Annotated in this window: 22 protein-coding genes; 17 read left to right on the top strand and 5 right to left on the bottom strand. The window is 68.6% G+C overall.

What is annotated here, in order from left to right:
• Positions 1-26: 26 nt before the first annotated feature.
• Positions 27-572, bottom strand: coding sequence for a PadR family transcriptional regulator (locus HDA45_RS20445; RefSeq protein ID WP_101611504.1), 546 nt, complete (start codon positions 570-572; stop codon positions 27-29).
• 247 nt (positions 573-819) lie between these two features.
• Between HDA45_RS20445 and HDA45_RS20450 the strand changes: the two genes are divergently transcribed.
• From HDA45_RS20450 to HDA45_RS20460, 3 genes are all read left to right on the top strand, one after another.
• Positions 820-1,233 carry a DUF5318 family protein gene (locus tag HDA45_RS20450; RefSeq protein WP_184897693.1) on the top strand — a complete coding sequence of 138 codons (414 nt, stop codon included), beginning with the start codon at positions 820-822 and terminating at the stop codon, positions 1,231-1,233.
• A gap of 469 nt (positions 1,234-1,702) precedes the next feature.
• Entirely contained in the window at positions 1,703-4,093 is a 2,391-nt protein-coding gene (locus HDA45_RS20455) for a transglycosylase domain-containing protein (RefSeq protein WP_184905843.1), read from the top strand.
• A 162-nt stretch (positions 4,094-4,255) separates the two neighbouring features.
• On the top strand, positions 4,256-6,811 hold the full coding sequence (locus HDA45_RS20460; RefSeq protein ID WP_184897695.1) for a transglycosylase domain-containing protein: 2,556 nt from the start codon (positions 4,256-4,258) through the stop codon (positions 6,809-6,811).
• Between the two features lie 9 nt (positions 6,812-6,820).
• Here HDA45_RS20460 and HDA45_RS20465 read toward each other — a convergent pair whose 3' ends face one another.
• Entirely contained in the window at positions 6,821-7,870 is a 1,050-nt protein-coding gene (locus HDA45_RS20465) for a Gfo/Idh/MocA family oxidoreductase (protein ID WP_184897697.1), read from the bottom strand.
• A 55-nt stretch (positions 7,871-7,925) separates the two neighbouring features.
• Between HDA45_RS20465 and HDA45_RS20470 the strand changes: the two genes are divergently transcribed.
• Together HDA45_RS20470 and HDA45_RS20475 are read left to right on the top strand one after the other, a co-directional pair.
• A complete protein-coding gene (locus tag HDA45_RS20470; protein WP_184897699.1) occupies positions 7,926-9,020 on the top strand; it encodes an ROK family transcriptional regulator in 1,095 nt (364 codons plus the stop codon).
• Positions 9,021-9,030: 10 nt separating this feature from the next.
• Complete coding sequence (locus HDA45_RS20475; protein WP_184897701.1) at positions 9,031-10,575, top strand: glycosyltransferase 87 family protein; 1,545 nt, start codon at positions 9,031-9,033, stop codon at positions 10,573-10,575.
• Here HDA45_RS20475 and HDA45_RS20480 read toward each other — a convergent pair.
• Both HDA45_RS20480 and HDA45_RS20485 read right to left on the bottom strand, forming a co-directional pair.
• The gene (locus HDA45_RS20480) at positions 10,532-10,870 is read right to left on the bottom strand and encodes a hypothetical protein (RefSeq protein WP_221471193.1); all 339 of its coding nucleotides are present in this window, start codon (positions 10,868-10,870) and stop codon (positions 10,532-10,534) included. The genes HDA45_RS20475 and HDA45_RS20480 overlap by 44 nt on opposite strands.
• A gap of 44 nt (positions 10,871-10,914) precedes the next feature.
• Positions 10,915-11,424: a hypothetical protein gene (locus tag HDA45_RS20485; protein ID WP_184897703.1), complete on the bottom strand. Its 510-nt coding sequence runs from the start codon at positions 11,422-11,424 to the stop codon at positions 10,915-10,917.
• A gap of 112 nt (positions 11,425-11,536) precedes the next feature.
• On the opposite strand from HDA45_RS20485, the gene HDA45_RS20490 reads away from it, so the two are divergent.
• Complete coding sequence (locus HDA45_RS20490; protein WP_184897705.1) at positions 11,537-12,013, top strand: hypothetical protein; 477 nt, start codon at positions 11,537-11,539, stop codon at positions 12,011-12,013.
• 53 nt (positions 12,014-12,066) lie between these two features.
• On the opposite strand, the gene HDA45_RS20495 is transcribed toward HDA45_RS20490, so the two are convergent.
• Positions 12,067-12,846, bottom strand: a complete 780-nt coding sequence (locus HDA45_RS20495) for a deoxyribonuclease IV (protein ID WP_184897707.1) — start codon at positions 12,844-12,846, stop codon at positions 12,067-12,069.
• 120 nt (positions 12,847-12,966) lie between these two features.
• On the opposite strand from HDA45_RS20495, the gene HDA45_RS20500 reads away from it, so the two are divergent.
• From HDA45_RS20500 to HDA45_RS20550, 11 genes are all read left to right on the top strand, one after another.
• Entirely contained in the window at positions 12,967-13,761 is a 795-nt protein-coding gene (locus HDA45_RS20500) for a hypothetical protein (RefSeq protein WP_184897709.1), read from the top strand.
• A gap of 124 nt (positions 13,762-13,885) precedes the next feature.
• Positions 13,886-14,788, top strand: coding sequence for a hypothetical protein (locus tag HDA45_RS20505; RefSeq protein ID WP_184897711.1), 903 nt, complete (start codon positions 13,886-13,888; stop codon positions 14,786-14,788).
• A gap of 118 nt (positions 14,789-14,906) precedes the next feature.
• On the top strand, positions 14,907-15,797 hold the full coding sequence (locus tag HDA45_RS20510) for a hypothetical protein (RefSeq protein ID WP_184897713.1): 891 nt from the start codon (positions 14,907-14,909) through the stop codon (positions 15,795-15,797).
• 100 nt (positions 15,798-15,897) lie between these two features.
• A complete protein-coding gene (rpsF, locus tag HDA45_RS20515) occupies positions 15,898-16,218 on the top strand; it encodes a 30S ribosomal protein S6 (protein ID WP_174720483.1) in 321 nt (106 codons plus the stop codon).
• A gap of 17 nt (positions 16,219-16,235) precedes the next feature.
• Complete coding sequence (locus HDA45_RS20520) at positions 16,236-16,748, top strand: single-stranded DNA-binding protein (RefSeq protein ID WP_101611516.1); 513 nt, start codon at positions 16,236-16,238, stop codon at positions 16,746-16,748.
• A gap of 76 nt (positions 16,749-16,824) precedes the next feature.
• Complete coding sequence (rpsR, locus tag HDA45_RS20525) at positions 16,825-17,073, top strand: 30S ribosomal protein S18 (RefSeq protein ID WP_005168122.1); 249 nt, start codon at positions 16,825-16,827, stop codon at positions 17,071-17,073.
• Between the two features lie 12 nt (positions 17,074-17,085).
• Positions 17,086-17,541, top strand: coding sequence for a 50S ribosomal protein L9 (gene rplI, locus HDA45_RS20530; RefSeq protein WP_005168124.1), 456 nt, complete (start codon positions 17,086-17,088; stop codon positions 17,539-17,541).
• A gap of 166 nt (positions 17,542-17,707) precedes the next feature.
• Complete coding sequence (locus HDA45_RS20535; RefSeq protein ID WP_184897715.1) at positions 17,708-18,118, top strand: hypothetical protein; 411 nt, start codon at positions 17,708-17,710, stop codon at positions 18,116-18,118.
• The gene (locus tag HDA45_RS20540; protein ID WP_184897717.1) at positions 18,118-18,711 is read left to right on the top strand and encodes a DUF3558 domain-containing protein; all 594 of its coding nucleotides are present in this window, start codon (positions 18,118-18,120) and stop codon (positions 18,709-18,711) included. The genes HDA45_RS20535 and HDA45_RS20540 overlap by 1 nt, the downstream gene beginning before the upstream one ends.
• 3 nt (positions 18,712-18,714) lie before the next feature.
• Entirely contained in the window at positions 18,715-20,076 is a 1,362-nt protein-coding gene (locus HDA45_RS20545; RefSeq protein WP_184897725.1) for a PPE domain-containing protein, read from the top strand.
• A 96-nt stretch (positions 20,077-20,172) separates the two neighbouring features.
• Positions 20,173-20,970, top strand: a complete 798-nt coding sequence (locus HDA45_RS20550; RefSeq protein WP_184897727.1) for an ESX secretion-associated protein EspG — start codon at positions 20,173-20,175, stop codon at positions 20,968-20,970.
• Positions 20,971-20,991: the final 21 nt, after the last annotated feature.

Genomic DNA, 20,991 nt, shown 5'->3' on the forward strand with positions numbered 1-20,991 from the left:
GATGCCTTGCGGGCACGGAGAGCGCCTCAGGTCTCCGGTCCGCGCTGCTCGGCCTGTTCGTGCGCGATCAGCTCGTTGAGCCAGCGCACCTCCCGCTCACTGGACTCCAGCCCGAGCCGGTGCAGCTCACGGGTGTAGCGGTCGATCTTCTCCTCGGCCCGCGCCATTGCCGTCCGAAGCCCTTCTCGGCGCTCCTCGACCCGACGACGGCGGCCTTCCAGGATTCGCATCCTGACGTCGGCCGGTGTCCTCGAGAAGAACGCCAGATGGACGCCGAAGCCTTCGTCGTCCCACGTCTGCGGGCCCGCGTCGCCGAGCAGTTCGGCGAACCGTTCCTTGCCCTCGGCGGTGAGCTTGTACACGCGCTTGCCCCGGCGTGCCCATGCCCTGTCTTCCACCTCTTCGAGCTCCTCGACGAGGTAACCGGACCGAAGCAGCCGACGCAGTGTCGGGTACAGCGAGCCGTACGAGAACGTCCGGAACATCCCGAGCGTCTCGTGCAAACGTTTGCGCAGCACGTAACCGTGCATGGGGGTCTCGTGCAACAGCCCCAAGATCGCGAGCTCGAGCACACCGCACCCCCTTCCGGGAACAAACCGCGACCGGTCGCGTTGGCCACCGAGACCGGCTCGGTCAACCTACCGGCCCACTATATCGCGCCGATACATCGGAGTGGTGTAGCTAACCCCGATCGAACCCTCCGGAACCGGATGAAATTCACCGGAGAGTTATCGAATCGTCGGCGTGTCCGACCGTGCACGGTCCGTCCCCCCGAGAACGGGGCGTGGACCACACAGCAAGAGCCCGTACTCTGTTGGCGTGCGAAACCAGCGGCAGGTCGTGGACTACGCCTTACAGCGGCGCGCGCTGCTCAAGGGCGTCCACTCCGGACGGGTCGGCACATACGACGTCTGCGACGCGGGCCCGTACCTCCTGCGGGCCGCGAAATTCCACGGACGACCTGGTGAGCAGGACTGCCCGGTCTGTCATCGGGAGGAACTGACCCTGGTGTCCTGGGTGTACGGCGACGAGCTCAAACACGTCGCCGGATCGGCCAAGACGCCGGACGAACTGGTGCGGATGGACGGGCACTTCGCCGAGTTCACCGTCTACGAAGTCGAGGTATGCCGGAGCTGTCACTGGAACCACCTGGTGCGGTCCTACGTCCTCGGAACAGGAGAACCGGGAAGCACCCGGCCACGGACCCGGTCACAGAGGACAGCGGGTCAGTGACAGGTATCGAAATCGCAGTTGAGCACAGAGCGGCGTCCCCCGAAGCGCCGGTCTGGGAGGCCCATTCGTGAACGACGACCGCAACCGCTCCTGGCCAGGCCAGGAGCCTGATGCACCTCGCCGTGCCCACTGGCCGGGCGAAGCCGACGACCCCGGCTGGCCGGGTGAGGAGCCCCCGCGCCGCCCCCAGCGCCGGACACCCCCGAACGGCGAGCGCCGCGCGGCCCCACGCCCCGCGGATCCCCAATGGCCTGGTGACGGCGGTGGCGGCCCGGAGTGGCCGTCCGACGACGAACCACGCCGTCCCGCGGCCCCGCGCCGCCCCAACGGCATGCCCCCGCGCAGGCAGGGGCCCCCGCCGCCCGGTGGCCGCCCCCAGCGCTCCCAGCAGGGCGCCGTCGGTCATCGCCCGCCGCCGCCTCCGCCGGGCAACCGCCGTCCCCCCGCTCCCGCCGATCAGGCGACCGCGATGGTCCGCCCGGTCGAGCCGGAGCCGTACGAGCGCGAGCCGGAACTCATCACGCACCACGCGCACAACGGCACCGAAGACCCGTACGGCTACGACCCGTACGACGACCGCTATGACGATCGTCACGAAAGCACGGCGCTCGGCGCCGAGGGTGACGAGCCGTACGACGACGAGCCCGCCGAGGACGAAGACGGCGACAAGAAGAAAAAGGTCCTGACGCCGAAGCAGCGCAAGAAGCGCCGCTGGCGGATCATCCGACGTGTCCTTTACTCGATGTTCGGCCTGTTCGTGGTGGTACCGGCGATCGCGTTCGTCATCACGTACTTCCTGGTCGACGTCCCGTCGCAGGAAAGCGTCGCGAGCCTGCAGAGCCAGCCGATCACGCTGATGTACGCCGACGGCAGCCCGATGGGCAAGATCTCACCCGGCACCGGCGGAAGCCGGTATCTGCTGCAGCCAGGCGATGTCCCGGAGGTGGTCAAGAAGGCCGTGTACGCGGCCGAGGACTCGTCCTTCGAGACCAACTCCGGTTTCGACGTCGGCGGCATCCTGCGCGCGGTCTACAACAACGTCACCGGCGGCCAAGGCGGCGGTTCGACGATCTCCCAGCAGTACATCAAGAAGGCCACGGCCAACGAGGCGCCGACGCTCACGCGTAAATGGACCGAGCTGGCGAAGTCCTTCAAGATGAACAACCAGATGTCCAAAGAGGAGATCATCACCGCATACCTCAACACCATCTACTTCGGACGCGGCGCGAACGGCATCGAGGCGGCCGCTCAGGCCTACTTCAAGAAGCCGGCCAAGGAGCTCGGCGCGCCCGAGGCGGCACTGCTCGCGGGCCTGATCCAGGGGCCGAGCAAATCCGAGAACGAGGCATACGCGCAGCGGCGCTGGAGCTTCGTGATGGACCAGATGGTGGCGAACAAGTGGCTCGACCCGGGTCAGCGCGCCACCGCGGAGTTCCCGAAGCCGATCCCGAAGTCCCAGGCCAAGGCCGACGACGCCGGGACACTGAGCCTGCACATCCGCAACCGCGTGATCGACGAGCTCGAGGCCCGCGGTTACGACCAGGCCAGGCTGCACCAGGGCGGCTTCAAGATCACCACGACGATCGACCCCAAGGCGCAGAAGATGGCCGAGGAGTCCGTCGCCGAGGGGATGAAGGGCCAGACCGACGAGAACATCCTGAACGCGCTGGTCGCGATCGATCCCAAGACCGGCGGCGTGGTCGCCTACTGGGGCGGCCCGGACTGGACGAAGAACGACAAGGGTCAGGACGTCCAGGCCATCGACTGGGCGAACGTGCCGCACAACCCCGGATCGGCGTTCAAGGCCTTCGACCTGACGGCCTTCCTCAAGATGGGCAAGGGGCTCGGCGAGACGTTCGACGGCTCCAACAACCGGAAGTTCGACGGCCGCACGATCCGGAACGCGGGCGAGAGCTCCAACTGTGGCACGCAGTGCACGGTCGCCGAGGCGATGAAGGTCTCCGCGAACACCGTGTTCTACGACATGGTCCGCAACGCGACGAAGATCGACCCGGTGGCGAAGGCCGCGAAGGAAGCCGGCGTGATGGTGGAGGCCGACGGCGGCAAGGCGAAGCTGAGCCCCGACATCAACATCGCCCTCGGCGGTGGTGGCACGGTCACCACGGCCGAGGACATGGCGGCCGGGTTCGCCACCTTCGCCGGTGAAGGCGTCCGGCAGAAGCAGCACTTCGTCGCCAAGCTGGCCAATTCCCAGGACGAGGTCGAGTTCGACGAGACGGCCCCCAAGGGCTCTCCCGCCTTCAGTGACGACGCCGACAAGAGCAAGCAGATCGCCGGCAACGTCACGGACGCGCTCGAAGAGGTCATCCCGTACTCGAAGCTGAAGTGCCCGAAGGGGCACGACTGCGCGGGCAAGACCGGCACGCAGCAGTACGACTTCAAGGACAGCGACCCGGCCAGCTACCGCGACCGCAACGCGCAGACCTGGATGGTGGGCTACACGCCGACCATCTCGACCTCGGTGTGGGTCGGCGGCGACGGCAACAAGCCGCTGCACGACAAGAGCGGCAAGCCGGTCTACGGCCGGACCATCGCGGGCCCGATCTGGGAAGACTTCATGTCCCGGTACATGACCGGCAAGCCGACGGAGAAGTTCGACAACGTCAAGGCGATCGGCAAGGACGCCAGGTCCGTGCCGACGACGACGGTTTCGAAGCCGCCGCCGACGTCGGCGCCGCCCGAGACGCCGACGACCACGCCGACGCCGACGATCCCCACCGAGCCGACCGAGCCGACGGAAACCGGCGGTTGGCCGACGAAGCCGACCAAGCCCACGAAGCCGACCAGACCGGGGCCGGGGACCACGGAACCGTTGTTCCCGAACGGCGAAGATCCGTGATGACCGGGCGAAGAGCATGAAAAAGGTGTGCCGGGCGGGCTGCCCGGCACACCTTTTTTCGTGGCCGCCGATGAACCTGAACCGATCTGATACGTCTTAAGTAGAAGGAGACCTGCGACCGCAGGACCGCGCTCACCCACGAAAGGTTCGGAGGACGTCAAAGTGAACGACGATCCCCACGGCGGATGGCCAGGTCAGGACCCTGACCCCGCCCGTCGTCCGCAACGCCCGGCCGGACCGCCCCGCCGCCCCGCCGGAGGACCGCCTCCGGGCTACGGGCAGCGGCAGGGTCCCGGTTCGCAGGGTCCGGGGCAGGCGCCGTGGCAGCGGCAGGGTTCTCCCCAGCAGCAGCCGCCGCCCCAGCAGCCCCAGCAGCCGCGGCGTTCGCAGCGGCCGCCGGTCGCGCCGCAGCACGAGCCGGACCTCATCACGCACCACGAGCACAACGGCACGGAGCACCGGTACGAAGCCGACCGCGGCTACGACGACCAGTACGACGATGAGCAGTACGCCCCGGAGACCGACGAGAACGGGAAACCGATCCTCACCCCGGCGCAGCGCAAGAAGCGCCGGTGGAGACGAATCCGGCGGGTGGTGCTCGCCCTGTTCTGCCTTTTCGTCGTCATCCCGGCGATCGCGTTCGTGATCACCTACTTCGCCGTCGACGTCCCGTCGCCGCAGGCGATCGCGGCCACGCAGGGCCAGGCGGTGACCTACTACTACGCCGACAACACCGAGATGGGCAAGGACGTGCCCAAGGGTGGCAACCGGCAGATCCTGACGCCGGAGCAGATCCCCGACATCGTCAAGAAGGCCGTCATCGCCACCGAGGACGCCTCGTTCGAGACGAACTCCGGCTTCGACATCGGCGGCATCCTGCGCGCGGTCTACAACCAGGTGACCGCGGGCAAGGGCGGTGGTTCGACCATCTCCCAGCAGTACATCAAGGTCGCCAGCGGGGACGACGAATCGTCGCTCACCCGTAAATGGACCGAGCTCGCCAAATCCTTCAAGATGAACCAGACGTACGAGAAAAAGGACATCATCTCGGCGTACCTGAACATCATCTACTTCGGACGCGGCGCGTACGGCATCGAGTCGGCCGCTCAGGCGTTCTTCGCCAAGCCCGCGGGCGAGCTGAACGCCTCCGAAGCCGCGCTCCTCGCGGGTCTCATCCAGCAGCCAGGCCGCTCAGAGAACCCGAAGGTCGCGAACGAACGCTGGACGGTCGCACTGAACCGCATGGTGCAGAACGGTTTCCTCTCCGCCGCGGATCGCGCGAACCTCCAGTTCCCGACGCCGGTGCCGCAGACCGACAAGGAACAGGCCGGGGTGGTGAACCCGTTCATCCGCGACAAGATCAAAGACGAACTGGCCGCGAACGGCATCACCGGCGACGTCTATTACACGGGCGGCTACAAGGTCTACACGACCATCGACCCGAAGGCGCAGGCCGCGGCCGAGCAGGCGGTCGCCGACGGGATGAAGGGCCAGACCGACGAGAACCTGCTCAACGCGCTCGTCGCGATCGACCCCAAGACCGGCGGCGTGAAGGCGTACTACGGTGGCCCGTCCATCGTGAAGGGGCCCAACGGCCAAGACCAGAAGGGCCGGGACTGGGCGAACACTCCGCAGAACCCCGGGTCTTCGATGAAGCCGTTCGACCTCACCGCGTACATGCAGATGGGCAAGGGCGGCATCAACTCGACGTTCGACGGGTCCAACAACCGGCAGTTCGGGAAGCAGACGATCCGGAACGCCGGTCCCGGCAGCTCGTGTTCGGCGCAGTGCACGGTGTCCGAGGCGATGCAGCGGTCGGCGAACACGGTGTTCTACGACATGGTCGTGAACGTGACCAAACCCGGGCCGGTGGCACAGGCCGCCAAGGACGCCGGGATCAAACCCGCCCCCGAAGGCGCCTCGGAACTGTTCGCCGACAACAACATCGCGCTCGGCGGTGGCAAGACGGCCGTCAGCCCGGAGGACATGGCCGCCTCGTACGCGACCTTCGCGGGCGATGGCCAGCGCCGGACCAGGCATTTCGTCACCAAGGTGACCAACTCGCAGGACGAGGCCGCATACTCGGCTCCGGAAGAGGCGAAGCCGGCTTTCTCCGACGACTCCGACAAGAGCAAGCAGATCGCGGGCAACGTCACCGAGTCGCTCAAGGGTGTCATCCCGTTCTCGAAGCTCAAGTGCCCCAACAACCACGAGTGCGCCGGCAAGACCGGAACCCAGCAGCACACCTACCGGCAGGGTGAGCCGGCGTCGGCGAAGGACTCCAACTCGCAGACCTGGATGGTCGGCTACACGCCGTCGATCTCGGCCGCGGTGTGGGTCGGCGGCGACGGCGACAAGGCGCTGAAGGGCAAGAACGGCAAGGCGATCTTCGGTTCGACGATCGCCGGGCCGATCTGGCAGAAGTTCCTCTCGCTCTACCTGAACGGCAAGCCGGGGGAGCGCTTCGACAAGGTCAAGATCATCGGCGGGGACGACAGCAACACGATCCCGTCGACGCAGACCCCGCCGGAAGGGGACGAGGACTCGAACGAGACCGGCACTCCGTCGACCGGCCCGTCGACGGGTTCGTCGTCCTCGCGGAATGAGGAAGACCCGCCGTCGAGCTCGAAGAACCCGCCTTCCTCCAGCGAGAACAACGGGGAAGAGGGGAACGGCAACGGTCCCGGCCGCGGTGGCGGCAGAGGCGACAACGGCTAGCTCGCCGGGTCAGAGGATGACGACGCGCCTTTCGGCACCCGAGAGGTGGGCGGCTTCGATGACCCGGAGCGCCTCGACGGCGGAGGCGGGATCGACAGGGAACCCGCCTTTGCCGAGGAGCGCGTCGCGCACCTGCGCGTAGAAGTCCTCGTAGCGGCCGACCTCGGTGGGCACCGTCTCGACGTCGTCGTTCACGCCGAGCTTTCCGGCGTCCGACGGCGGTTCCACCGCCCAGCCGGGGTCGCCGGGCCGCAGGCCGTCCTTGATCTGCGGCTCTTGGACGTCGAGGCCGTACTTGGTGAAAGTCGCCTTGTCGCCGAGCACGCGGAACCGCGGGTTCCGGGTCCCCGCCAGCGCGGACGCCCAGAGATGCGAGCGCACGCCGTTGGTGTGCCGGAGGGCGACGAAGACGTCGTCGTCGACGGACACCCCGGCGCGGCGCTTGTCGACCTCCGCGTAGACCTCGGAGACCGGGCCGAACAGCTGCAGCGCCTGATCGACGATGTGCGCGCCGAGGTCGTAGAGCAGCCCGCCCGCCTCGGCGGGGTCTCCGAACTCGCGCCAGTTGTCCCGCGGCTTCGGCACCCAACGGTCGTAGCGCGACTCGAAGCGGAAGACGTCGCCGAGGCGGCCCGCGTCGAGGAGCTTCCGGACGGTGAGGAAGTCCGAGTCGAACCGGCGGTTCTGGAACACCGTCAGTCCGACGCCGTTGGCCTCAGCGGCCTCGACGACCTTCGCCGCCTCGGCCGCTGTCGGCGCGAAGGGCTTGTCGACGACGACGGGCAGGCCTGCCTCGATCGCCCGAAGCGCGAGCGGGACGTGCGTGCGGTTCGGCGTGCTGACGACGACCAGGTCCAGCTCGTCGGCCTTCGCGAACAACGCGTCCGCGTCCGGCAGCACGTCGGCGGCCGGATAATCGGCGCTGGCCTGCCCGACCCTGTCCGGGTTCGAGGTGACGATGGCGGCCGGGGTCAGCCCCGGCGTCGCGCTGATCAGCGGGGCGTGGAAGACGCGCCCGCCGATGCCGTATCCGAAGATCCCCACTCGCAAGTCAGCCATGCCTCCATTAAACAACAGTGTTGCGTAATCAGCCAGTCGTGGGAGGATGCGCGCTATGCCGGAGACCGGGGTCAATCTGCGCGGCCTGCGCCAGCACAATCGGGCGCTGCTGCTCGCGCACATCCTGCGCGCGGGCGGTCTCAGCCGCGTCGAGCTCGCCGAACGCACCCGGCTCACTCAGCAGGCTGTCTCGAAGATCGTCCCCGAACTGCTCGAGGCCGGCCTGCTGGACGAGGAACGCCAGCCCGCGTCCGGGGTCGGCAAGCCGCGCACGCTGCTGCGTATTCGCGCGGGCGCCCGGCACGCGCTCGGCGCGCAGCTCGACCGGGACTCCTTCCGGGTGGTCAGGACCGATCTCGCCGGGAAGGTCGTCGCGTCGGAGAGCGGCCCGCTGTCTCCGGGATTCACTCCTGACCAGGCCGTTTCCACCCTCGGCGAAGCGACGGAAGCGCTGCTCGAGGGTGTCGAGCGGGAACGTGTCCTCGGCCTCGGTGTCGGCACCGTCGGACCGCTCGACCACCTCGAAGGAGTGGTCCGGGACGCCACGAACATGCCGGGCTGGCACCACGTCCCCCTGCGCGACCTGCTCGCGAAACGCACCGGGCTGCCCGTGCGGCTCGACAAGAACACCAACGCCGCGGCCTTCGCCCAGCACTGGCCGGAGGGCGACCAGGCCGCGACGGCCGTCGTGCTCGTCGGCACCGGGATCGGGGTCGGCCTGCTGATCGACGGCAGGCTGTACCGCGGGCCGCGCACCAACGCGGGTGAGTTCGGGCATACGACGCTCGCCTACGACGGGCCGCGCTGCGCGTGCGGGCGCCGCGGCTGCGTCGAGGTGCTGCACAACGCGGCGGCGACCACGAAGGAGGCGGCCGGACTGCTGGGGATCGGGCTCGCCGACCTCGTCCAGGTCCTCGACCTCGAACGCGTCGTGCTGACCGGGCGTTCGGTCCGCGCGGAGCCCGAGGTGTACCGCGACACGGTCGCCGCGCGGTTGCGGGAACTGCTGCCTTTGCCGCACTGGCAACGAATCCAGGTCGATCTCGACGAGATGGGCGACGATGTCGTGGCGTTCGGCGCGGCGGCCGAGGTGCTCGCCGGGTTCTACGACGGAGGCGATATCACCGGGGGTCACCCGGATAGGCGCTAACATCCGCCACGTGTCCGACCAGACGACCCCGCCGGAGCGCGAGGCCCCGCTTTCCCTCACCCCGGGCGAACGGGTCATCCCGAGCTGGAACGAACCGTTCGTGGCCGCGGCCACCCGGCCGATCGGCGGTCCGCTCGGCGAACACGCCGCCGTGGGACGGCACTGGTTCTGGTCGCCGCAACGCGTCGGGCTGCTGCTGGCCTGCCTCGCGCTGCTGCTCTCGTGGTTCGGCAAGGCGTCCTGCATCCAGCAGTACACCGACGACTCCGGGATGAACCAGCTCGACTGGCGGGCGGGGCGCCCGTTCGTCGCGATGTGCTACTCGGACATCATCCCGCTCTACAGTTCCGAGCGGCTGAACGAATCCGACACCTTCCCGTACGTGACCTCATGGGTCGAGGACGAGGGAACGGCGAAGGAGACCACGCGGTACATGGAGTACCCGGTCGCGACCGGGTTTTTCCAGTGGATCAACGCCAAGCTCACCGAGGCCTGGCTCTCGGTCGCGGAATCGGGCTGGCTGCCCGGCGCGCTCCCGGTCGCCGTCTACTTCAACATTTCGGCGCTCTGGCTCGCGCTGGCCTGGCTCGTCACGGTGTGGGCGACCGGCCGGTCGTTGAAACGCCGCCCGTGGGACGCGGTGCTGGTGGCGATCTCACCGCTGGTGCTGGTGCACACCTTCACCAACTTCGACGCCATCGCGACCGCCTTCACCGCGACGGCGTTGCTCGCCTGGGCCCGGCGACGGCCCGAGGTCGCGGGGTTCCTGCTCGGCCTCGGCGCGGCGGCGAAGCTGTATCCGCTGCTCCTGCTGATCCCGCTGTTCTTCCTGTGCCTGCGCGCGGGCAAGCTCAAACAGTGGGCGCTCGCCGCCGGGCTGGCCGTGGCGACGTTCGTGGTCGTCAACGTCCCGTTCGCGCTCGCCGCGCCGACCGGCTGGTGGGAGTTCTTCCGGCTCAACACGGTGCGCCCGATGGATCCGGACTCGCTCTACAACGTGTTCTCCCACCTTTCCGGCTGGACCGGTTTCGACGGGAAACTCGCCGCGGGCCAGACGCCGGTCGTGCTCAACGCCGTCGTCGCGGTGCTGTTCCTCGCCGCCTGCGCCGGCATCGGGTACGTCACGCTGAAGGCACCGCGCCGTCCGCGGCTCGGCCAGCTCGCCTTCCTCGTGGTGGCCGCGTTCCTGCTGACCAACAAGGTGTGGAGCCCGCAGTACTCGCTGTGGCTCGTCCCGCTGGCGGTGCTCGCGATCCCGCGCTGGCGGCTGCTGCTCGGCTGGATGATCATCGACGCGCTGGTCTGGGCGCCGCGGATGATGTACTACCTCGGCGTCGATCACAAAGGCCTGCCGGAGGACTGGTTCCTCGGCACCGTCGTCGTCCGCGACCTCGCGGTGATCGGCCTGTGCGCGCTGGTGATCCGGGACATCTACCGGCCGCGCAAGGACCCCGTCCGCCTCGCCGGAGACGACGATCCGGTGGGTGGCTTCCTCGACGGGGCACCTGACGCTAAGCGCGCTTCAACACCTCGGGCCCAGGACGTTCCAGCCTGATCCGCTTGCCGAAGTCCTCGGCACCGAAGTCGCTGATCTGGACGACGACCGTTTCGGGCGAGGTCTCGACCAGACGGCAGGTGAACCAGTCCTCACCGTGTTTGACCGACCAGCGGTCGGCGAGGACGGCGAGCCCTTCGGCCTCCAGCAACGCGACGGAGTCGTCGAAGGCGGCCGGCCCGCCGAGCGGGTAGCCGAAAACGGTCAGTGCCTGCCAACGTGTGTCCGGCGCGGGGACGACGAAGCCGACGTGCTCGCCGTCCTCCGCCCGGTACACGGTCCGATTCTCGATCATGCGGATCAGGGTCGACCCTCTCGTGGCGGGAGGGTCAAGCCGATTCAGCGGACGGTGTAGCCGCCCGTGGTCGTCGGGAAGAACGGCACCGGTCCGGTGCACGGCAGGACGTCGTGCTCGATTCCGCCGTAAGCCCAGCTCCAGCCGATCCGATCGTGGCCGCGCGGCACGTCCTGCACCGAGAAACCGACTCGACGCCCGACGACGTCCACCGGGAGGCCGGGGATGTCGGCACGTTCGATCACGCCGGTCAGGATGGCGAGGTCGCCCGCGCGGGCGACGCAGTCGACCCGGCCGTCGAAGTCGGCGACGAGTTTCCCGTCCTTGGTCTGATGATTCACGTGGAACCGGCCCGAGGATTTGCCGGGCTCGCCGAAAGCGGCGAAGTCGAAGCGGACCGGGTCGTTGTCGTAGCCGGGGAACGTCAGCGGTCCGCCCGCCGATCCCAAGACGACCGAACCCTGCTTCGGCGCCGCACTCGCCTGCGTCGCCCCCAGCGTGCCCGCCACGACGGCGAACATGGCGACAGCGGCGATCTTCGACTTGATGTTCATGGCTTTCCCTCCAGTGCCAGGACCGTCCTGGTGGAAACGAGCCTTCCGGCCCGCGACCGTCCGGCCCTCCCGCTGAGGAGGGAAGGAGCTCCCGCTTGAGTAGCCTGCGCGCATGGCGTTCCATCTGGCGCACGGCACGGTCGTGTACCGCACCACGACGTTGCACGGGTACTCCGCGATCACCATGGTCGAGCGCTTCACGGGAGCCCGCTGGGACCTCGCGGCGGAGGTGCCGCGCGACGCCGAAGAACTCACCGACGACGCCGTGCGGGAAATGCTGGGGGAGGCCGCCGACGAGCCCAGCCGGTTCGCGCTCGCCCCGGAAACCGGCGCGGCAGGCGGCTTGAACGCGCGGCTGGCCCAGCTGGATTCGATGATCGACACCACGGTGATGTGGCTGCGGTCGACCGCTGTCGGCACCGACGCCGAGCTGGCCTGGGCCCGCTACCAGTCGTCGGACTACGACTACGAACTCGACACCCGCGAGGCGCTACGCGACACCGCGGCGCTCGTGTCCCAGATGGTCAAGCAGCGCACCTTGCTCGCGGCGCGTGCCGAGATGCGGCGCCGAAAGAGCGAGGACGACTGACGCGTTTGGTCCTCTGAATGCGTGGGCTCATCCAGAGGACCAAACGCGGAAGGTCAGGCGGAGGCGACGCGTTCGCGGAGGTAGGCGATGTCGGCGGCCTGACCGTCGGCCGGGGTCTCGACGATCACCGGAGCGCCGGCCTCGGCCGCGACCGCGGCCAGCACCTCGGGGTCGATCGTGCCGTCGCCGCCGACGACGTTGGCGTGCCTGTCCCTGGTGGAACCGAACTCGTCGCGCGAATTGTTGAGGTGCACCAGGTCGATCCGGCCCGTGATGGCCTTGACCTTCTTGACCGCCTCGCTCAGGTCCCAGCCCGCCGCGTACGCGTGGCAGGTGTCGAAACAGAAGCCCGCGCCGAATTCGCCGACCTTGTCCCACAGCCGGGCGATCGTGTCGAGGTCGCGGGTCATCGCGCTGTCGCCGCCCGCTGTGTTCTCGATCAGGATTGGCACGGCGAAGCCGCCCTTCTCCTGCTCACGCTCGAAAAGCTTGCGCCAATTGACGAGGCCTTCTTCGACGTCTTCCGAAGAACCGACGTGGCCGCCGTGTACGACGAGCCCTTTCGCGCCGATCTCGGCCGCGCCGTTCGCGTGCTGCGTGACGTTCTTCCGCGACGGGATGCGGATGCGGTTGTTCAGTGACGCCACGTTGATCAGGTACGGCGAGTGGATGAACACCTCGACCGGCGATTCTTTGATCGCCTCGCCGTGCGGGTGGGGTTTGGGAGCCTTCCAGCCCTGCGGGTCGGAAAGGAAGAACTGGAGGACCTCGGCTTCGCGTTCGGCGACCGCGGAGAGGGGATCGTCGTCGCGGACATGGGCACCGATTTTCATGCTGGCAACTTACCCGCGCCGGTTTCTCCCCGGCGCGGGCCGGATGGTCACGCTCGTGGGGTAGCGTGAGCGCGTTCCGTTAAAACCGCGTTGGGTCTTGAGAGGCGGAGGACGAACTCGATGGGGAAGACTGCCGGGCGGATCACGGCACTGGGTTTCGCACTTTCGGTTTCGGCCGGACTCGCGTTCCCGGCGATCGCGATGGCCGCGGAACCGAATCCGACCCTTTCCGGCGATTGCGCCTCGACGCTGCAGAACGGGAAGTCCGCCAACGGCCTCGTTCTCGACGCGGGCGCCCCGCTCAACTCGCCCGAGGCCTTGACGGTCGGTTTGGACTCGAAGGCCAAGACGGCCGAGGGCCGGAAGCCGCTGCTTTCGCTGCCGGTCGGCGACCTGGTCAAGGCGACCGGACTCACCGACAACGCGGTCGGCGACCTCGCGGCGAAGGGCGTCTGCCCGCCCGCGCAGGGTGTGGTGAACGCGGTCGGCAACCTGACCCAGGGCGTCGCGGACGAGCTTCCGATCCCGCCGGACCCCGGCCCGCAGCCGCCGACCCCCGGGCCGAACCCGCCGCAGCCCCAGCCTCCGAAGCCGGGCCAGCCCGGCGGACCGGGCAGTGAACTCCCGGTCGAGACCGGCCCGGGTTCCTCCACCGGCATCGGCGGCGACTCGATCGCGGGCGTCATCAGCAACGCGGCCTTGCTGCCCGGCAACTTCGTCCAGGCGCCGGTGATCACCGAGATCATCCCCGGCGAGGTGCCGCCGCCCACCGTCGACGAGAAGGACACCGGCCAGGCGCAGGCCATTCAAGCGCCGGTGGCCCCGGCGAAGCTGCCGCTGCTGCTCGCGGTGCTGGCGCTGGCCGTCGTCGCCGCGGCACTGGTCCGTGCCTGGCTGCGGGGCAAGCCCGCCTGATCTTCACCCTCGGTGACGCCCGCTTCCACTCGAATGCCTGACCTCATCGAGTGAGCGGGCGTTACTTGTCTCCATTAGCGTCGTTGTGCAGGTAGGTGAACCCGACGACGGAGGAGTCGAAGGCATGCGCGAACGGACACGGAGGGCGACAGCCCTGGGTGCCTCGGCCTTCATTCTCGCGGGCTCGGCCGCCCTCGCCATGCCCGGCACGGCCGCCGCCGCCGAGACCAAGACCGCCGTCTGCGGCGGTTCGGTGACCGCGAAGACCGGCGACAAGATCCTCGGGAAGACGCCGTTGCTCGGCATCCCGCTCGACCTCGGTCACGCCGGCCCGGTCTCCGGGATCCTCACCGGCACGATCAACGCGCTGCTCGGCACGGTCTGCAAGGTGACGGTGACCGTGGTGAACGCCGTGGTCGCGCCGGTCCCGGTCATCGGCGCACCCGCCGCGGAAGCGCTGAACGGCGCCGTCACCGGCACTCACGACGCGCTGACCGGTGCCGGCAAACCCGCCCCCGGCACCCAGCCCCAGCCAGGGAAACCCGGCCCCGGCACCCCCGGCGCGGGCAACCCGCAGACGGGCGGCCCCGGCGGTACCCCGGCACAGGGCGGCAACCCGGCGACCGGCCCCGGCATCCCGGCGGCGAACAGCCCGCTGCTGCCCGGCACCTTCACCCCGAACTTCGGCGGCCTTCCTTGGGGTGTCAGCACGGGCTACGCCCCGATGCGCGACTACAGCTCCATCCCGATGGCGATGGCGGGTCTCTTCAGCCCCTCGCCCGGCCTTCGGTACGGCGGTCAGATCCCGGGTTACGCGCCGCAGTTCGGCATCACCGCCGAGGGTGAGAACGCCACCGGCAACCCGGACATCCAGAACGCGGGACAGGCCGAGGCGCTACCGAGCGTGAGCGATGGATTCACTCAAGACGGGAAACTGCCGCTGCTGATCGCCGTTTTGGCACTCTCCGGAGTCAGCGCTGGGCTCGTCCGCACCTGGGTCCTCCGCCGAATGGCCGCTACAAGTTAGGCCTACCGCCTAGTATCTTTCTGGTCACTCCCTCGTTATCCCCGTTGGCAGTGCTTTTCCCCCTGGTGAAAACCAGATGCACCGCCTGACGCCCCCACCGACCCGGAGGATCGCGCTCGTGCGGAAGACCACCATCTGGCAGACCACCCGCAAGGCGCTCACCGTCACCGCACTCGCGACCATGGTCACCGGTGGCGCGCTCTTGACGGCGGGCACCGCCTCGGCGGCCACCACGCTGGCGAACGCCTGCGGCGGCACCGTCAACGGCGGGATGAGCGACACCGTCGCGATCACCGGCTCGTCGGTCAAGGAACTGGTGCGAGCGGGCGCGAAGGAAGCGGGCACGCTGGCCCTCTACGACGTCGCCGCGAACGACATCGCCAAGGTCAACACCATCTCCGTCGGCTCCGTCCCGAACGCCGCGGGCGGCACGATCGACGGCAAGACGATCGGCGCGGCCGTGCGGCAGGCGGTCAAGGAGACCAAGTCCTGGGGTCTCGGCCTGAACCCGGACAAGACGCTGAGTTCGATCGAGCACAAGGTCGCCGGCAGCTGCGGCCTGACCACGGTCGCCACGAACTACGTCGCGCCGACGCTGCCCACCCCGGGCACCACCTCGCCGCAGCAGGGCGGCACCGGCGGGAGCACCAACGGCGCCCCGTCGTCCTCGAACCTGCTCCCCGGCGGCAGCAACGGCACCGGCTACGCCCCGCCGCGCGACTACGGCAACCTGCCGGTCGCGCAGCCGGGTGTCGCGGTGGCGCCGGGCGTCCGCTACCCGGCCAACAGCCCGCTTCCCGGTGAGGGTGGCCCGCAGTACGGCCTTCCCGGCGCCGACGGCCAGGCCGGACAGGGCACCGACGTCCGCAACGCGGGCAACGCCGAAGCCCTCGCGACCGACGGCATGCCCGGTGGCGACGTCCAGCTGCCCATGCTGCTCGCGGTCCTCGTCCTCGCCGGCGTGACCGCCGCGCTGGTCCGCACCTGGGTCCTGCGCCGCGTCTCCTGACCTGAGGCGAAGGCTCCGAACACCCCCAGGTACGCTTACCTGGACAAACCCTCCTGCCACGGACAGTCCGTGGCCGCGAGCCCATAGGAGGTGAGTGGTTGTGTCACGCCATTACGAGGTAATGGTCATCCTTGACCCCACGCTCGACGAGCGCACGGTCGCCCCCACGCTGGACACTTTCCTCAACGTCATCCGCACTTCGGGCGGAAGCGTCGAGAAGGTCGACGTCTGGGGCCGTCGCCGGCTCTCCTACGAGATCAAGAAGCACGCCGAGGGCATCTACGCGCTCCTCGACCTGAACTCCAGCTTCGAAGCGGTCAAGGAGCTGGACCGTCAGCTCTCGCTGCAGGAGACCGTGCTCCGCACCAAGGTCATGCGCCGCGAGATCAAGCGCGCCGCTGCCGTCGCCGCCAAGGCCTGAGCCGAAGGACTTTCCCGATGGCTGGAGACACCGTCATCACGGTGATCGGCAACCTCACGTCCGACCCGGAGCTTCGCTTCACCCCTTCCGGTGCGGCGGTCGCGAACTTCACCGTCGCGTCCACCCCGCGCACGCTGGACAAGCAGTCCGGTGAGTGGAAGGACGGCGAGGCCCTGTTCCTGCGCTGCAACATCTGGCGTCAGGCGGCCGAGAACGTCGCCGAGTCGCTGACCCGCGGCGCGCGAGTCGTCGTGCAGGGGCGCCTCAAGCAGCGGTCTTTCGAGACCAAGGAAGGCGAGAAGCGCACCGTCGTCGAGCTCGAGGTCGATGAAATCGGCCCCTCGCTGCGTTACGCCACCGCCAAGGTGAACAAGGTCAGCCGTGGCACCGGTGGCGGTGGAGGCGGCGGCTTCGGTGGCGGCGGCGGTGGTGGCCAGAGCGGCCCGCCCGCCGACGACCCGTGGGGCTCCGCTCCGCCCGCCGGTGGCGGCGGCGGTGGCGGTGGCTTCTCCGACGAGCCGCCCTTCTAGCCAGGCGCTCCACCGCGGGCTCCGGCCCGCGAGACGCCTCGACACAACCACTACGTAGGAATTCAGGAGTAAAACCGTGGCCAAGCCACCCATCCGCAAGCCCAAGAAGAAGGTCTGCGTGTTCTGCAAGGCCGAGAAGAAGGGCCGCCCGGAGAACATCGACTACAAGGACACCAACCTGCTTCGGAAGTACATCTCCGACCGCGGGAAGATCCGTGCCCGTCGAGTGACCGGCAACTGCAGCCAGCACCAGCGTGACATCGCCATCGCGGTCAAGAACTCCCGCGAAATGGCGCTGCTGCCCTACACCTCGACCGCACGCTAAGGAGGCACGTCAATGGCGAAGATCATTCTCACCACCGACGTCGCCAACCTCGGTGGGCCCGGCGACATCGTCGAGGTCAAAGACGGCTACGCGCGCAACTACCTGCTCCCCCGCGGCTACGCCATCGTGGCCACCAAGGGCGCGGAGAAGAACGTGCGCACGATCAAGCGGGCGCAGGAGAGCCGTCGCATCCGCGACCTCGACCACGCCAAGGAGATCAAGGCGACCCTGGAAGGCCTCGGCGCCATCCAGCTGAGCGGCAAGGCGGCCGAGGGCTCGAAGAAGCTCTTCGGTTCGATCACCACCGCCGAGATCGTGGACGCGATCAAGGCCGCGGGTGGCCCGCTGCTCGACAAGCGCGTCATCGAGCTGAAGGACCACATCAAGACCGTGGGCAAGCACTCGGTCGGCGCCCGTCTGCACCCCGACGTCCGCGTCGACGTGCGGCTCGAGGTCAAGGCCAAGTAACACCGCTTCGCCAAAGGGCGGGACGTCTCCTTCACGGAGGTGTCCCGCCCTTTGCTTTCCGCGGAACCTCGCGGCCGCGGACTGCGTCTGAGCCCTTGACGGGGGATCAAGGCATTATGAGACTCGACATTTGAGGCACGGGGACTCAAAAGGGGATCTGGAACCAATGGCTTACGACAGCAACGCCGAGCAGAACCGGCAGGAGAAGGTCACGGTGTCCGCGCCGGCCAACCCGGACAAGGCGCCCTCGACGTCGGGCGGAGGTGGCGGCGGGTTCGCCTTCGACAAGGACAAGATCGACGGCATCATCAAGAAGTGGACGGACCTGCAGGTCGAGCTCAAGAAGGACTACGCCGACGCGAACCTGATGGCGAACGTCAAGGCGCCCGGCAAGGAGTTCGCGAGCGGCGACTGGGAGAAGCTCGCCAACCCGTCCGGGAAGGCGTTCCTGGAGCAGAACCAGAAGATGCAGGACTACGTCAAGAACTACATCGACCAGCTGACCGCCGCCAAGCAGAAGATCGCCACGAACGAGGCCGAGACGCAGGCCTCGCTCAACAAGCACAAGGCCGTGTGATGCGACGTTCCCTCGTTCTCCTCCTCGTCGCCGGGGCACTGGTCGCCGGCTGTTCGGGCACCAAGAACGGCACCGCCACCTCGGAGCCGTCCTTCACAACCGGCGCTCCGAGCGCGTCGAGCGGCTCGTCCGGCTCCGCGCCCAAGGTGTCGAACCCCCTGAAGACCTCGTCGATCGAGAGCGACGCGTGCGCCGCGCTTTCCGCCGCGAAGCGGTCCGAGCTCGGTCTCGGCGAAGGCGAGCGACGGACCACGAGCGCCGGTCCCGGCTGCTCGATCTTCGCCGCGGATGACCGGCTGAACCAGATCGAAATCAGCCCGGTGCTCGCGAACAAGAACGGCCTGAGCGACGTCTACGACACGAAGGCCAACAACGACTACTTCGAGCCGACCGAGGTCGCCGGGTACCCGGCGGTGTACGCCGCGTCGCTCGACGCCCGCAAGAGCGGCAAATGCGGTCTCTTCGTCGGCGTGACCGACCAGCTGGCCGTCAACATCCTGGTGCAGTACGACAACGGGCCCGGCGCGAGCGATCCGTGCCCCGTCGCGCTCAAAGTGGGGGAAGCGATGATCGAGACGTTGAAGGAGGGCTGACGCGTGTTCCTGCTGCCGATCATCGCCGGGTACTCGGCCTACAACCTGGCGACCACGAAATCCGGCGACTACGAAGCGTCGGGCGGCGATCGCAAGATCGACTGCTACAACATCTGGGAGAAGATCGTCACCGGTCCGGGCACCGGGTCGATCCAGGAGGGGCAGGCCGCGGCCACCCGGCTCAAGGCCGGTTACCAGGACAGGCTGACCACCATCGACAACCTGTCGAAGGAGATGGACGCCGCCTGGACCGGCAAGAGCGCCGAAGCCGCGCAGCAGTCCGGCGCGCATCCGCTGCGGGCGTGGATGGACGACTCCGGCAAGAAGCTGGTGGACTCCGACAGGTACCTCGGCGAGCAGAACACCGCGTTCACCACGGTGAAGGCGAAGGTGCAGCAGGTCCCGAAGGATCCGCCGAAGAACAACCTGATCAACTCCATCACCCCGTGGACCACCGACACCGACCGCGCGATCCGGGACTACAACTCCAAGGGTCAGGCGAACGTCGACGCGTTCAACGAGTACTTCAAGGCCAGCTCCGAGAACGGCAAGGGCCTCCCCACCTACAACAAGATGGAGGGGCAGAAGTCGAACATCGACGTCAACGGCGGCGGTAACGGCAAGGACAAGGACAAGGACGGCGGCGGCCAGGGCGACCGCAACGGGAACAACGGCATGCCGGGCATCTCGACGCCGCCCGGTTCGATGCCGCCCGGCGGGATGCCGAGCGTCCCCGGGTCGAACATGCCGGGCATCGGCACGCCGGGTTCGAACCTGCCCGGTTCGAACCTGCCGGGCAGCAACCTGCCGGGGTCGAACTTCCCCGGGTCCAACCTGCCGGGCAGCAACCTGCCGGGCTCGAACCTTCCCGGCGGGCAGTACAACCCGAACCTTCCCGGCAGCAACTACAAACCGCCTGGCTGGGACGACGGGACGAACGCGTCCGGCTTCACCCCGCCGAAGATCCCCGGCGCCGGCGGCTTCGGCCCGGGTGGCGGCGGAGGCGGTGGCGGCGGCTTCGGCGGCACCGACATCCCCGGTGCGGGCGGCTTCGGGCCGGACGGTGGCTTCGGCCCCGGCGGCGGCGCCGGATTCGGTCCCGGCAGCGGGAGTGGCGCGGCCATGCCCGGCAGCGCGGGTGCGATGGGCGGCGCGGGCTTGGGCGGCGGCGCGGCAGGTGCCGGTTCCGGAGCGGGTCGCGGCGCGGGCGGAATGATGGGCGGCATGGGCGGTATGGGAGCCGGTGGCGCCAAGGGCAAGGGCGGCGAAGACGAGGAGCGCAGCTCCAAGTTCCTCGTCGGCGACGACCCCAACGACATCTTCGGGACCGACGAACTCACCGCACCGCCGGTGATCGGGGAGTAATACGAACGGGCAAGCCGGGCGCGTGCCAAGATTGGGGCCGCGCCCGGCTTGTCTTGTCCCGGGCTGGACGACATGAACGACTAGGGGGCAGTTCCGGTGCTGGACAAGCAGGTCACCATCACGACCGGCACCCTCATCACGCTGATCCGCCGCCGGGGCGGCGAGCCGCACACGATCCTGTCGGAAACACCGACTTGGTACGGCGAGGAAGCGCAGCGGACCGAGGACGAGCGGACCAACGAGGAACTGGCGGGCCAGGGCCTCTTCGGTGCGCGGGGTCTGCACCCCGGGTTCAAGGCGACCCTCGAAGCGATCGCCAGGCCGACCCTGGAGTACTACGGCTGGGTCGACGGCGGTTTCGAAGGCAAGGCGGTGAGCTTCACCCTGCTCGCGGGAAGCGCCGGTGGGGAGGGCTTCGTACTCGCCCGGCACAGCGAACACGACGGCGTCGCGCTCGCTTCGGTGCGGCCCGAAGAACTGCTCACCGAGTTCCTCGACCAGATCCCGAAGCTCGCGCCGGGGCGCGGTCGTCCGGTCGCCGTCCCGAAGAGTCAGGTCGAGACCTCGCGTGCGTCGTCGACGGCACAGGAAGACGGCTTCGAAGTGCTTCGCAGCGGACGGCAGAGCGCCGGCAGCCAGGAGGCCGACGAGCTTCGCCGCATCCTCGCGTTACGCCGTTTGGGGAGTGGCAGCCTGTACGTCGCCGCCCGCGGCCGGAGCGGCGCGCGGCAGCGGATCGAACGCCCGGTGAACTACATCGATACGACCGAGGGCCGGTGGCTGACCGAAGAGGTACCGGGAAGTGGCGAGCCGAGAATCGCCTTCACACCCGCCGACCAGCAGGTTCTCGGAGAACGACTACGGAGCGCACAGGGCAGGTTGTTCGCGTCCTGAATTCCACGCCGTTCAGCCCAC

Source organism: Amycolatopsis umgeniensis, from assembly GCF_014205155.1.
Classification (GTDB): domain Bacteria; phylum Actinomycetota; class Actinomycetes; order Mycobacteriales; family Pseudonocardiaceae; genus Amycolatopsis; species Amycolatopsis umgeniensis.

Excerpts from the sequence above, each read along its gene's own strand:
- HDA45_RS20535 (WP_184897715.1), top strand. The coding sequence starts at position 17,708 with ATGGCTTACGACAGCAACGCCGAGCAGAACCGGCAGGAGAAGGTCACG.
- HDA45_RS20480 (WP_221471193.1), bottom strand. The coding sequence starts at position 10,870 with ATGATCGAGAATCGGACCGTGTACCGGGCGGAGGACGGCGAGCACGTC.
- HDA45_RS20520 (WP_101611516.1), top strand. The coding sequence starts at position 16,236 with ATGGCTGGAGACACCGTCATCACGGTGATCGGCAACCTCACGTCCGAC.
- HDA45_RS20470 (WP_184897699.1), top strand. The coding sequence starts at position 7,926 with ATGCCGGAGACCGGGGTCAATCTGCGCGGCCTGCGCCAGCACAATCGG.
- HDA45_RS20465 (WP_184897697.1), bottom strand. The coding sequence starts at position 7,870 with ATGGCTGACTTGCGAGTGGGGATCTTCGGATACGGCATCGGCGGGCGC.
- HDA45_RS20485 (WP_184897703.1), bottom strand. The coding sequence starts at position 11,424 with ATGAACATCAAGTCGAAGATCGCCGCTGTCGCCATGTTCGCCGTCGTG.
- HDA45_RS20500 (WP_184897709.1), top strand. The coding sequence starts at position 12,967 with ATGGGGAAGACTGCCGGGCGGATCACGGCACTGGGTTTCGCACTTTCG.
- HDA45_RS20540 (WP_184897717.1), top strand. The coding sequence starts at position 18,118 with ATGCGACGTTCCCTCGTTCTCCTCCTCGTCGCCGGGGCACTGGTCGCC.
- HDA45_RS20505 (WP_184897711.1), top strand. The coding sequence starts at position 13,886 with ATGCGCGAACGGACACGGAGGGCGACAGCCCTGGGTGCCTCGGCCTTC.
- HDA45_RS20495 (WP_184897707.1), bottom strand. The coding sequence starts at position 12,846 with ATGAAAATCGGTGCCCATGTCCGCGACGACGATCCCCTCTCCGCGGTC.
- rplI (WP_005168124.1), top strand. The coding sequence starts at position 17,086 with ATGGCGAAGATCATTCTCACCACCGACGTCGCCAACCTCGGTGGGCCC.
- HDA45_RS20490 (WP_184897705.1), top strand. The coding sequence starts at position 11,537 with ATGGCGTTCCATCTGGCGCACGGCACGGTCGTGTACCGCACCACGACG.
- HDA45_RS20455 (WP_184905843.1), top strand. The coding sequence starts at position 1,703 with ATGGTCCGCCCGGTCGAGCCGGAGCCGTACGAGCGCGAGCCGGAACTC.